Annotated in this window: 11 protein-coding genes; all 11 read left to right on the forward strand. The window is 39.7% G+C overall.

All coding sequences use genetic code 11. From position 1 onward, the window contains the following. Positions 1 to 214: 214 nt before the first annotated feature. The 11 genes from PCY11_RS00315 to PCY11_RS00365 all read left to right on the forward strand — a co-directional run bounded on the left by PCY11_RS00315 (position 215) and on the right by PCY11_RS00365 (position 12,356). The gene (locus tag PCY11_RS00315; protein WP_000450956.1) at positions 215 to 484 is read left to right on the forward strand and encodes a DUF3173 family protein; all 270 of its coding nucleotides are present in this window, start codon (positions 215 to 217) and stop codon (positions 482 to 484) included. Further along, on the forward strand, positions 456 to 1,643 hold the full coding sequence (locus tag PCY11_RS00320) for a site-specific integrase (RefSeq protein WP_261043012.1): 1,188 nt from the start codon (positions 456 to 458) through the stop codon (positions 1,641 to 1,643). The genes PCY11_RS00315 and PCY11_RS00320 overlap by 29 nt, the downstream gene beginning before the upstream one ends. Positions 1,644 to 1,868: 225 nt before the next feature. Then, positions 1,869 to 2,312, forward strand: a complete 444-nt coding sequence (locus tag PCY11_RS00325) for a hypothetical protein (RefSeq protein WP_045759483.1) — start codon at positions 1,869 to 1,871, stop codon at positions 2,310 to 2,312. Positions 2,313 to 2,459: 147 nt separating this feature from the next. Next, the gene (locus PCY11_RS00330; RefSeq protein ID WP_003007432.1) at positions 2,460 to 2,912 is read left to right on the forward strand and encodes a hypothetical protein; all 453 of its coding nucleotides are present in this window, start codon (positions 2,460 to 2,462) and stop codon (positions 2,910 to 2,912) included. Between the two features lie 108 nt (positions 2,913 to 3,020). Continuing rightward, positions 3,021 to 3,470 carry a hypothetical protein gene (locus tag PCY11_RS00335; protein ID WP_045759482.1) on the forward strand — a complete coding sequence of 150 codons (450 nt, stop codon included), beginning with the start codon at positions 3,021 to 3,023 and terminating at the stop codon, positions 3,468 to 3,470. 177 nt (positions 3,471 to 3,647) lie between these two features. Further along, entirely contained in the window at positions 3,648 to 5,384 is a 1,737-nt protein-coding gene (locus PCY11_RS00340; RefSeq protein WP_301362291.1) for an ABC transporter ATP-binding protein, read from the forward strand. A gap of 13 nt (positions 5,385 to 5,397) precedes the next feature. Next, positions 5,398 to 7,176, forward strand: coding sequence for an ABC transporter ATP-binding protein (locus tag PCY11_RS00345; protein ID WP_049486159.1), 1,779 nt, complete (start codon positions 5,398 to 5,400; stop codon positions 7,174 to 7,176). A 189-nt stretch (positions 7,177 to 7,365) separates the two neighbouring features. Beyond that, positions 7,366 to 9,393: a glycosyl hydrolase family 28-related protein gene (locus tag PCY11_RS00350; RefSeq protein WP_301362292.1), complete on the forward strand. Its 2,028-nt coding sequence runs from the start codon at positions 7,366 to 7,368 to the stop codon at positions 9,391 to 9,393. A gap of 113 nt (positions 9,394 to 9,506) precedes the next feature. Then, entirely contained in the window at positions 9,507 to 10,016 is a 510-nt protein-coding gene (locus PCY11_RS00355) for a GNAT family N-acetyltransferase (protein WP_301362293.1), read from the forward strand. A 90-nt stretch (positions 10,017 to 10,106) separates the two neighbouring features. After that, on the forward strand, positions 10,107 to 11,681 hold the full coding sequence (gene cls / locus PCY11_RS00360) for a cardiolipin synthase (RefSeq protein WP_301362294.1): 1,575 nt from the start codon (positions 10,107 to 10,109) through the stop codon (positions 11,679 to 11,681). 15 nt (positions 11,682 to 11,696) lie between these two features. After that, entirely contained in the window at positions 11,697 to 12,356 is a 660-nt protein-coding gene (locus PCY11_RS00365; RefSeq protein ID WP_301362295.1) for a DNA alkylation repair protein, read from the forward strand. Positions 12,357 to 12,406 lie beyond the last annotated feature (50 nt).

Genomic DNA, 12,406 nt, shown 5'->3' on the forward strand with positions numbered 1-12,406 from the left:
GGAGCAGATTTGAATGGCTCGCCATGATAAGAGCGATTTTAAAACCATCAATAAAATAGAGCGATACTTTATATGCCATGATACAAATGATATACAATGATACTTCTGACCGTTCAGGCTGCCACCGTAAAAGAGCAGCAAGTGAAATTCTTATGATGACTTCATCAGTCATGCCATGGAGGTGAAAAAATCTAAGAAAGGAAGTAGTAAAATCATGGAAACAGTAAACTATAAAGATTTAGTTGCGATTGGTTTTCCAGAGCACACATCGAGGAATATTATTAGACAAGCAAAAAAAATTGCTGTAAAAAAGTTTGAAGAAGCTAGAAAAAATGATAAGAATGCGGTACAATTAGGATGTTCACCTTTCGATAATAAAAGGTTAGGCATTGCTCCTAAAAATATTGTAGAAAATTTAATTGGTATTTCTTTTTCAGATATAGAAGGTGAGAAAAATGGTTATATCAAAGACAAAGAAATATAAAGGTGTATACAAAGATTCAAAAGGAAAAATTTATTTTCAAATTGAATTAGGAGTTGATCCAATAACTGGGAAAAGAATCCAAAAGAAAGGAAGGAAAAATCAACAAGGACTACCGTTTAATTCTTTTAAGGAAGCATATGAAGAGATACTTCGTTTAAAACATGAATTTGTGAACTCTACTACTAATAATAGTTTTCTAACTTTTAGAGAGTTTATGGAAGAGATTTATTTAAAATATTATCAACAAAAAGTTCAATTTGTAACTTATCAGACCGCTTTACCACATCATCAGTTATTTATTAAGCAATTTGGTAGTAAAAAATTATCAGATATTAGTACTATTGACTGTGAAAGATTTCGCTTAGCTATTATAGACAAGTATTCTAGTAACTATGCTAAAAATATGTGGTCTAGATTTAAAGCATGTCTGGGCTATGCAGAAAGATTGGGTTATATTGATAGAGTTCCTTTTAAAGGATTAGATAATCCTAGAGGAAAGCACCCTGATACAAAATTTTGGACATTTGATGAATTTAAGAAGGTAATAAACTCTTTTGATATTAGTGAGTATGAGGGACTCCATAATTACATGACGATCTGGTTATATTTTATGACTGGTTTAAGAGTTAGTGAGGGTATTGCTCTTAAATGGGAAGATATTGATTTTGAACGTAAATGGATTCATGTTCATTCGACAATTGAGAAAGATAAAAACGGTGTATGGTATGCTAAACAACAAACAAAGACAATAGCAGGGGATCGTAAAATTGATTTAGATGATTTTACGATTACAATACTTAAAAAATGGCGAGAAGTTCAAATCAAGAATGATGATAAAGATTATGTAGTATCACGTTTTGGTGCCCCCTTGTGTAAGTCTACAATTTCTAGGATAATAAAAAGGCATGCTAAGATTACTGGCGTACCAGAAATTACGGGGAAAGGATTAAGACATAGTCATGCATCTTATCTTATAAATGTGTTACATAAGGATACTTTATATGTTTCATATCGATTAGGACACGCTGATAAGTCAACCACGTTGAATACATATAGTCACTGGTATTATTCAGGTGATTCAACAATTTCAGAAGAGATTACAAACAGTTTAGATAATCTTGGATTATCAATTTACCTACCAAATTCCTGCCAGAGTTGAAAATTGAGGAATTAACCCACTAATACTGGGAGAAAATAGGATTTGCAAATTGTTACTCTTAAGTAATAGAGTTTCCAATCAAAATGAAAACCGAGGTTTAGGCCTCGGTTTTTTTATGCATTCTTTCTTTTATGATTTTTACAAGCCCTGTATCATCAAATATTTCATTGAGATACAACAAGATTGTTGCTATAATAGGGATATTCTATGAACTAAGGAGAAGGTATGAAAATTTTCAAACAGATTCTTTTGGCTTTAGGTGCTGTTTTTGCAGCAGTCCTCTTGGTAGCCTGTGGTCTAAACAGTGATAATGGGACTTATGTATTCGAACCCTCAACAGAAGAAGTGAGGGAGATGCTACCAAGTCAACTTGCTTATATCATTTCAGATGATTATAAATTTAAGGTTTCGATAATCATTAAGGACAAAACAGGCCTCATAAAGGTTCAGATAAAATCAAATGTTCAAAATACCAATCTACCCTATGATTTTAAGGTTGATCAAAAAACTAAAACAATTATATTGGAAAGTGAATATAGTAAGACTAAAATTACTTATCAAATTTCTGGTGGGGTATTAACAATTAAAGATGTAAGTGATTCTGGCATGAGTAATTCCGACACCTATATAAATTTCATAAAATACGCGAAATTTAAAAAGATCAAATAAAAGAAATGGTAGGTACGGATCCTGCATTTTTAATCGTTTAATATTAGTTGATAAATATATTACAAGAGTATTACATTTGTAATATTTCATTGCCGTGTGTCTGAATTGTTGATATAATAGGGTGAATCTAACTAAAAAGGAGAAGTTATGAAAAACTTTAAACGTATTCTTTTGGCTGTAGTAGCTGTTTTTGCAGCTGTCCTCTTGGTGGCATGTGGTGCCAAAAGTGATAACGGGACTTATGTCTACAAACCATCAAAAACTGAAGTGAAGGAAATCCTTGAAGAACAAGGTGCTCCAAGTTCAAGTGTAGATGCATTGATCGACAATGTTAAATTGGAAGTTTCAGTGACCATTAAAGACAAAACAGGTAGCCTTAAAATTAAAGGTGAAATGATGGGACAAAAGACTGACCAATCATTTGATATGAAAGTTGACCAACAAAAGAAAACTCTTCAATCTAAAACAGGTGAAGGTGAGAAGGTTAAATACAAAGTTTCAGGCGATGTGTTCACTTTTGATTTATCTGGTGAAAAGAGTTCAGGTCATGAGGCCGCTTTGGAAATGTTCAAAAACGCTAAATTCAAACGTACAAAATAATACAAGAGAAGGGCAGAGGGGATCTGCTCTTTTTCTTCTTTAAAACATCTTGAATCGGTATGAAAATAGTGGTAAAATCTCATTATAAAATACATTAGGAGATTGATTATGAAAAATATTAAACGTATTCTTTTAGCTTTCGTTGCAGTTTTTGCAGCCGTCCTCTTGGTGGCATGTGGTGCCAAAAGTGATAATGGGACTTATGTCTACAAACCATCAAAAACTGAACTCAAGAAAATTCTTGAGGAGCAGGGCTTATCAGGTAGTCAATTAGAGTCTATTGGAGACGTTATTAATTTTGAAGTTTCTATTAAGATCAAAGATTCTAAAGGAACCCTCAGCATCGCGGGTGAAGTCGCTGGTCAAAAGAATGAGCGATCTTATGATGTCAAAATCAATCAAAAAGAGAAAACAATCTCGTCAAATGATGGTAGTGGAGAAAAGATTACATATAAGGTCGATGGTGACTATTTGACATTTGATCTTTCTAAGTTAAGTAATAGCAACCAAGGGGATCTTATGATTCTTAAAAATGCAAAACTCAAACGCACGAAATAATTCAAGTGAAGAGCGGGGAAACCTGCTCTTTTGCTTTACTTTTATGACTAGTTTGGTATAATGAATGAGACTACAGATGGGACTGGGGCAGGAATGATTTTCTTTGAAAATGATTTCGTCTCGCTCCCTCTTTTCTGTGTGATCAAGGTTATTATTTATGGAAAAGGAGAATCATCTATGCTATATATTTGGTCTTACTTGAAAAAGTATCCCAAGTGGCTAGCCCTGAATCTATTTTCAGCGGTCCTGTTTGTTATTGTCAATTTGGGCTTGCCAACGATTCTAGCTCGCATGATTGATGAGGGGATTAACCCGCGTGATGTGGATCGATTGTATTTCTGGGGCTGGGTCATGTTTGCGATTATTTTGCTAGGGATTGTGGGTCGGATTATCTTGTCTTACGCGGTTGGTCAACTAACGACCACCATGGTCCGCGATATGCGCAATGACCTCTATGCTAAGTTACAGGAGTACTCGCATCGCGAGTATGAGCAAATTGGGGTATCGTCATTGGTCACTCGTTTGACTTCGGATGCCTTTGTTTTGATGCAGTTTGCGGATTCTATGTTGAAGATGGGGGTCATCACACCCTTGATGATGGTTTCCAGTGTTCTCTTGATTCTGACGACCAGTCCTTCTTTAGCGTGGATTGTAGCGGTATCTGTACCATTTCTTGCTGTCGTCGTCTGGTATGTAGCAGTTAAGACACGTCCTCTTTCTGAGAAGCAACAAAAGACACTGGACCATCTCAATCAGTTTGCGCGTGAAAATTTGACAGGTCTCCGAGTGATTCGTGCCTTTGCCCGCGAAGAATTCCAAGAGGATAAATTTGCAGCTGAAAATGAAGTCTATGCGGAAAACTCGAATAAATTGTTCAAACTAACTGGTTTGACTGAACCCCTGTTTGTGCAGATCATCATTGCGATGATTGTAGCGATTGTCTGGTTTGCCTTGGATCCTCTTCATGACGGTAGTTTGAAAATTGGGGATTTGGTTGCCTTTATTGAGTATAGCTTCCACGCGCTCTTATCTTTCCTCTTTTTAGCCAATCTCTTTACTATGTATCCTCGGACTGCGGTTTCTAGCCGTCGTCTCAAGGAAATCATGGACATGCCCATTTCGATTGATCCGAATGAGAATGGTGTCACAGAGACAGCATCTCGTGGCTATTTGGAATTTGATAATGTCACCTTTGCTTATCCAGGTGAGACGGAGAGTCCAGTTCTTCACAACATTTCCTTTCAGGCCAAACCTGGTGAAACAATTGCCTTTATCGGCTCGACGGGTTCTGGGAAATCTTCGCTGGTGCAGTTAATTCCTCGATTCTATGATGTCACCCTAGGGAAAATTTTGGTCGATGGTGTGGATGTTCGTGACTACAATCTGAAAGCCCTTCGCCAAAAGATTGGTTTTATTCCGCAAAAGGCCTTACTCTTTACTGGAACCATTGCTGAGAACCTTCGTTATGGGAAAGAAGATGCCTCTGTACAAGAGCTAGAACAAGCGGCTGAAATTTCCCAAGCCAAGGAATTTATCGACAGCCGTGAGGAACGCTTTGATACGCATTTGGCAGAAGGTGGTAGCAACCTTTCAGGTGGTCAAAAACAACGCTTATCCATCGCTCGTGCCGTTGTCAAAGATCCAGATGTCTTTATTTTTGATGATTCCTTCTCTGCCTTAGACTACAAGACGGATGCCACTTTGCGGAAACGTCTCAAAGAAGTTACAGGAGATGCGACCGTTCTGATCGTAGCGCAACGTGTGGGAACCATTATGGATGCGGATCAAATTATTGTCTTGGACCAAGGGGAGATCGTCGGTCGAGGTACTCACGATGAATTGATGGAAAGCAATGAGATCTATCGTGAAATTGCCAATTCGCAGCTCGATAGTCCATCATTAACAGAGGAATAGAAAGGAGAAGCAGATGAAACAAGAACAAAACAGTTTTAGTAGACTATGGACTTACTTGAGAGCCTATCGCTTGGAAGTTTGCTTGTCCATTTTCTTAAAAATTCTAAGTGTCATCATGAGTGTTGTCGAACCCTTTGTTTTGGGACTTGCCATTACGGAGTTGACAAAGAATCTCATGGATATGGCAAAAGGCCTTGCAGGAGCTAGTCTGAATACTTCCTACATCGCTATCATTATGACGCTCTATCTATTCCGTGGGGTCCTCTATGAATTGGGATCTTATTATTCCAACTATTTCATGACCAATGCTGTTCAAAAAACCGTTCAGGACATGCGAAATGATTTGTCTCATAAAATCAATCACATTCCAGTTTCTTATTTTGACCGGCATCAGTTCGGAGATTTACTAGGACGTTTTACTAGCGATGTCGAAACCGTCTCGAATGCCTTGCAACAGTCCTTTTTACAAATCGTCAATGCTATCTTTACCTTGCTCTTTGTCATCAGCATGGTCTTGTACTTAAATATCCAATTGGGGATGGTGGTGATCTTGTCCATTCCGATCACTTATTTCAGTGCTCGATTTATCATGAAAAAATCTCAGCCTTACTTTAAAGAGCAGGCAGAAGTTTTGGGGGCAATGAACGGCTTCGTTCAAGAAAATTTAACAGGCTTTAATGTTCTTAAGCTCTACGTTCGGGAAAAATCTTCCCAGGAAGAGTTTCATGATATTACCCATCACCTTCAAAAAGTAGGATTCAAGGCTAATTTCATTTCCGGCTTAATGATGCCGATTTTAAATGGGATTTCAGATTTGACTTATCTCATTATCGCTTTGTTTGGTGGTTTGCAAGTGTTAGCAGGTCGTTTGACTGTCGGGAATATGCAGGCCTTCGTTCAATATGTTTGGCAGATCAACCAACCGATTCAAAACTTGACCCAGTTGGCAGGACAGCTACAAAGTGCCAAATCGTCTCTAGACCGTATTTTCCAAGTCATGGATGAGCCAGATGAAGTAGCAGATGTGACAGAAACCTTCTCTGGAGATTTGACAGGTCAGGTTAGCTTTAAAAACGTAGATTTCCAATATGTAGCAGACAAACCATTGATTCGTGATTTCAACCTAGAAGTGAAACCAGGTGAAATGGTGGCCATTGTCGGACCGACTGGAGCAGGGAAAACAACCCTGATTAATTTGCTGATGCGCTTTTACGATGTGACTGCAGGATCGATTACAGTCGATGGTCATGATATTCGTCATCTATCTCGCCAAGATTACCGCAAACAATTCGGAATGGTGCTTCAGGATGCTTGGTTATATGAAGGAACCATCAAAGAAAACCTTCGCTTTGGTAATCTCGAAGCAACGGATGAAGAAATTGTGGAAGCTGCAAAGGCAGCCAATGTCGATCACTTTATCAGGACGCTTCCTGGTGGTTACAATATGGAAATGAACCAGGAGTCTAGCAATATTTCTCTAGGGCAAAAGCAACTGCTAACCATTGCGCGTGCGCTCCTAGCGGATCCTAAAATCTTGATTTTGGATGAAGCGACGTCTTCTGTCGATACGCGTTTAGAGCTCTTGATTCAAAAAGCGATGAAGAATTTGATGAAAGGCCGGACTAGCTTTGTCATTGCTCACCGCTTGTCCACCATTCAAGAAGCAGATAAAATCCTTGTCCTCAAAGATGGACAAATCATCGAGCAAGGAAATCACCAATCCTTGTTAGCAGATAAAGGATTCTACTATGAGCTCTACAATAGCCAATTTTCAAATAAAAAAGCGGAATAAGTGCGTGTCATCGAAAGAGGTTTGAGAAAGCATTCTCAGCCTCTTTTTCTTACTCACTTTTATTACTACATAAAAAGGTTAACATTTCTGCAACAAATTGATACAGAATATTCACACAATTCACCTTGTTTGTCATGATAATTTTTATTAGGATAGAATCGTTGAAAAAAATAAAAGGAGAAATGTGTGATGAATCATTTAAACAAAGATATCGTTTTTGGCATTCGCAAGTCTAAACTTGGAGTCTTTTCTGTCGTGATTGCGATCATGGGGGCTTGTTTTTTGACTGGAAAATCTGTGGCAGCTGATCAAGCTGGAGAGCAGGCACAAGTCCAGACACAAGGGCAAGAAGCGATAACCTCTGATCCTGCAAGCTCTCAAGTAGATACCAGCCAATATGGAGCATCTATGCCTTACACCCGTTATGAGGCAGACAAAGGGAACCTCCTTGGAAAGGCAGAGGTAGAGGAGTCTCAAGACAGTCACTCAACAGCTATTGAAGCTTCTGATCAGACTTATGTCGCTTTAAAAGAAAAGGGAGATGGTGTCTCCTTTAAGGTCAATGAACCAGCCAATGCTTTAACCGTACGCTACACAGTGCCAGATGGAACCAGTGGACAACTCGATGTACAGGTGAATGGTCACAGTGTTCAACAATTGGACCTTTCATCTATGTCTAACTGGCAGTACTTGAATGACAAAGGTGTTCATGATAGTGCTCAGGCGGATACACGCGCTCGGTTCCAATTTGATGAAGTACACAGCCTTCTTCCAGGACTTCAGCTTCAAAAAGGAGATGTGGTTTCACTGGTGAAAAACAGGTCAGACGACGTCCATTATGGTCTTGACTTTGTGGAATTCGAGCAAGCTCCTGACCCGATTGCTCAAGGGGACAATGCTATCAATATTGTTTCTAAAGGAGCTACGCCAAACGATGATACTGATGACAGCCAGGCCCTCTATGATGCGATTTATGAGGCAAAACAAACCGGTAAAAATGTCTATATCCCAGCTGGGCGATTTAATCTCAATCGAAAAGTCGGTATCGATGCTTCTGATATGAAGATTTCAGGGGCTGGTATCTGGTATACCCAACTGCATTTTACTAGTGACCAAGCTGGTGGCGGTGGATTTGACTTCCTTCACCAAGACAACCATGTTGAATTTAGCGATGTCTATCTTTCTTCCAACCTACGTTCACGCTATGGTGAAAATGCTCAGTACAAGGCCATTTCTGGAACGCCAGGGAAGAATTCTCATATTCACGATATTTGGGCCGAACATTTTGAAGTCGGCATGTGGATTGGCGATTATGCTGGAATAAATGATATGAAGTACACAGATGGTCTAGTAGTAGAAAATGTCCGTTTGCGCAATAACCTGGCTGACGGAGTCAACTTTGCCCAAGGGACTAAGAATTCGATTGTCCGCAATTCTAGTATCCGTGGGAATGGAGATGACGGACTAGCCAGCTGGTCAAGTATTGCGGATGGAACAGAATCGGCAGTAGCAGAAAATAATAAATTCTTGCACAATACGATTGAACTTGGTTGGCGCGCTGGAGGTGTGGGAATCTTTGGTGGGAAAGGCCATGAGATCGCCTACAATCGGATTAAAGACAATATCGGGGATGCCGGAATTCGCTTGACGACTGTCTTTAAAGGCCATAACTTTGATCTGAATGAAGAAGGAATTTGGGTTCACCACAATCTCTTGGAGCGTACAGGAACGAAGAGCGATATCTACAACAAGCATCGTGGATCGATTGATGTTGAAACGCGCTATGGAGATATTAAAAATGTCACCATTGAGGACAATGTATTTGTAGCGCCATTTGATACAGGTGTGATCGATCACCTCAATCCAAATGGAGGTATCCTAAACCATGTCGAAGTCAGAAACAATCAAACCATGAGTCAACTCTCTCATGCAGCTCAAGCAGGATTATCTGCTCCTGCTTCAAAACCAATTGGACAAGCCTTGAAAGTCAAAGAAAAACCACTTCAAGCAAGCGCAGTGAAAGTTCCCCTTCAACCATCGAAAGTTCAACCGTCTAAAAAACAAACCGGTCTGAATCTTAAACAAGCAAAGACAGTCACTAAAACAGTCAAACCTAACTATGTTTTAAAAGCAACAAATTCCAAGCAAAAGAGCTTTTTGAAAGCTCCGAGTGCTTTATTCCTTTACCGGATGATGGGGTTACGTCAAACGGTTTAAGAAGGATGGAAATCCTGGATACAATTCCAGGATTTTTTTGCTTGCTGCTAGTCCTTCATTGACAGTGAGAAGGCATATCGGTATACTAGGTATAATCTAATGAGGAGGCCATTATGATGATTCGACCCGTTCAGCTCAGCGATGCAGCAGCTATCCGAGCGATTTACCAACCTTATGTGACAGAGACAGCCATTACCTTTGAGGTTGATGTGCCGACTGTCCAGGAATTTGAAAGTCGCATCACAAAAACGCTGACTCAATTTCCTTATTTGGTCGCAGAAGTGGATGGGAAAGTTGTGGGGTATGCCTATGCTTCGACCTATTATGCACGCGCTGCCTATGATTGGACCACTGAATTATCTATTTATGTCGCAAAAGAAGCGCGTGGACAAGGGATCGGATCGGCTCTTTATACTGCCTTAGAAGAGAAGTTGCAAGCACGAGGCTACTTACGCTTTCTGGCTTGTATCGCAGTTCCTAACGAAGCCAGCATTGCCATGCATAAAAAGCGGGGCTATGTCCAAGTGGCTCATTTCCCAAAGATTGGCTATAAATTTAATCAATGGCACGATATCGTATGGATGCAAAAGAGCTTGGATGGGCCTGTGAGACAAATCAAGTAGAACTGGTAAGGATCGTAGCTAAATGATAGCTATATCCTAAGGTCACAAAGCAAATCAATGGAAGATCCATTTTTAACGGAAGGAAGTTAAATGACTCAAGAACAAAGTGCTAGACTGTTACCCCAAAAGCCCTCCAGATGGGCCAAAATTCTACTTAACCGAAAGGTTCCCATTCTTCTGTTCTTCTTACTGGAATTGGCCTTTCTTGTCTTTTCATATCTCAGCCTACAAGAGCATTTCCCATCCATTATCTTATGGGAACACTTGTTGAGTGTCTTTACCTTCTTATACTTGCTCAATCGTTCCATGGATTCTCGTTCCAAACTGTCCTGGATAATTATCATTGCCCTCTTTCCAATTTTTGGGACGGCTCTGCTTTACTTTTCGTTAGCTGATTTGGGTGTGAGACGATTGAAGAAGCGGCTTGAGAATGCTACAGTGCAGGCATCTGACTATCTAAGCACCGATCCAGAAGTTGCTGATTATTTATCCCAAAGTGATCGCCAATTACAGAAATTAGCTTATTTTTTGGAGCATAGTCCAGCCCAGTTTCCTATTTACAGAAACACAGAGGTTACCTATTTTCCACTTGGAGATGACATGCTTCCAGCCTTGTTGGAGGATTTGAAAAAGGCCGAGCGTTATATCTTCATGGAATATTTCATCATTGACGAAGGGATCATGTGGGGCGAGATTTTAGCCATTTTGGAGGAGAAGGCCAAGGCAGGTCTGGATGTTCGTGTCATGTTTGATGGGATGAATGAGATGACTACCTTGTCCTACGATTATATCGAGCGATTGCACAAGGTTGGGATTAAAGCTCAGGCCTTCTCACCAGTCAAGCCTATTCTATCAACCTATTACAATTACCGAGACCATCGAAAAATTACAGTAATTGATGGTCAAGTTGCTTATACTGGTGGCGTTAATATCGCTGATGAGTATGTCAATAAACGAGAACGCTTTGGTCATTGGAAGGACACGGCCCTTCGATTAGATGGTTCAGCAGTTCAAACACTGAAAGCTCTCTTTTTGACCATGTGGTCAGTGACCGGAATAGAAGATAAAAGGGATATGGAGCACTATCTACAAGAAAAACCTCAACAAAGAAAGAGCCAGGGCTTTGTACTCCCTTATGGCAATTCACCATTGACCTATCACAAAGTGGCTGAGGATGTTTATCTTCATTTACTGAATACATCGACCAATTATGTTCACATCATGACCCCTTATTTGATCTTGGATGACGAATTGGTTAGAGCCATGACTTTTGCGGCCAAACGAGGAGTAGATGTTCGGATCATTATGCCAGGGATTCCAGATAAACAGTATGCCTTTGATATTGCGACGACCTATTTTAAAGTGCTCTTGGATGCTGGCGTCCGTATTTTCCGTTATACCCCAGGCTTTGTCCATGCTAAAGTATATGTTTCTGATAGCAAACAAGCTGTGGTAGGAACCATTAATACAGACTACCGAAGTCTCTATCAAAATTTTGAAGATGGGGTCTATCTATACAAAACTCTGGAAGTGCTAAAGATTGAAGAAGATTTTGAGAAAACCCAGGAGCTCTCAGAGGAAGTCACTCTAGAAGGTTTATCTAAAATGCCTATGGCTCATCGTCTGGGTGGTTATCTCTTTTCTCTGATTGGACCTTTAATGTAAAAAAGGAGGAATCATATGGATACAAAAATTCTTTTGAAATTGTTAGAAGACCAAGCTGATCCAGCGAAAGTCCCAGCAATGGAAGCTTATATGAAAAATAAATTCAGCTTTATTGGCGTTCAAAAACCAATTCTCAAAAAGATTGAAAGAGAGTTTTTTAAACCTTTCATAAAGGATCCAATTGATTGGACTTTTGTGGAAGAGTGTTGGCAGCAACCCTACCGTGAGTTCCAATATATTGCTATGGATTATCTGGATAAAAAGAAGAAGGAGCTTAGACCTGAAGATTTTCCAAAGCTAAAGGAATTGGCTCAAATCAAATCATGGTGGGACAGTATAGATCAATTGGACCTTATCATCGGAGAGATTACTTTTCACTATCCAGAAACCAAGCAGGTTATGCTGGATTGGAGTAAGGATCAGGACTTTTGGTTGAGGCGGATTGCCATTGATCACCAGCTTATGAGGAAAGAAAAAACAGATACGGATTTGTTAGAAAAAGTGATCCTCAATAATCTAGGTCAAAGCGAGTTCTTTATAAATAAGGCAATCGGCTGGAGTTTGCGCAATTATTCCAAGGTTAATCCGGATTGGGTAGGGGCCTTTATCGACCGCTATCGAGAGCAGTTATCTCCTTTGAGTATTCGAGAAGGAAGCAAGTACCTACCTTCTTGACAGTTTGTGGATGTTCATGGTAAACTAAATTCATGCGATGAGTCGATTGG

Source organism: Streptococcus sp. SP8, assembly GCF_030440045.1.
Classification (GTDB): domain Bacteria; phylum Bacillota; class Bacilli; order Lactobacillales; family Streptococcaceae; genus Streptococcus; species Streptococcus parasanguinis_I.

Coding starts and splice junctions, on each gene's coding strand:
- PCY11_RS00350 (WP_301362292.1), top strand. CDS start 7,366: ATGAATCATTTAAACAAAGATATCGTTTTTGGCATTCGCAAGTCTAAA.
- PCY11_RS00340 (WP_301362291.1), top strand. CDS start 3,648: ATGCTATATATTTGGTCTTACTTGAAAAAGTATCCCAAGTGGCTAGCC.
- PCY11_RS00355 (WP_301362293.1), top strand. CDS start 9,507: ATGATGATTCGACCCGTTCAGCTCAGCGATGCAGCAGCTATCCGAGCG.
- PCY11_RS00315 (WP_000450956.1), top strand. CDS start 215: ATGGAAACAGTAAACTATAAAGATTTAGTTGCGATTGGTTTTCCAGAG.
- PCY11_RS00365 (WP_301362295.1), top strand. CDS start 11,697: ATGGATACAAAAATTCTTTTGAAATTGTTAGAAGACCAAGCTGATCCA.
- PCY11_RS00325 (WP_045759483.1), top strand. CDS start 1,869: ATGAAAATTTTCAAACAGATTCTTTTGGCTTTAGGTGCTGTTTTTGCA.
- PCY11_RS00335 (WP_045759482.1), top strand. CDS start 3,021: ATGAAAAATATTAAACGTATTCTTTTAGCTTTCGTTGCAGTTTTTGCA.
- cls (WP_301362294.1), top strand. CDS start 10,107: ATGACTCAAGAACAAAGTGCTAGACTGTTACCCCAAAAGCCCTCCAGA.
- PCY11_RS00345 (WP_049486159.1), top strand. CDS start 5,398: ATGAAACAAGAACAAAACAGTTTTAGTAGACTATGGACTTACTTGAGA.
- PCY11_RS00320 (WP_261043012.1), top strand. CDS start 456: ATGGTTATATCAAAGACAAAGAAATATAAAGGTGTATACAAAGATTCA.
- PCY11_RS00330 (WP_003007432.1), top strand. CDS start 2,460: ATGAAAAACTTTAAACGTATTCTTTTGGCTGTAGTAGCTGTTTTTGCA.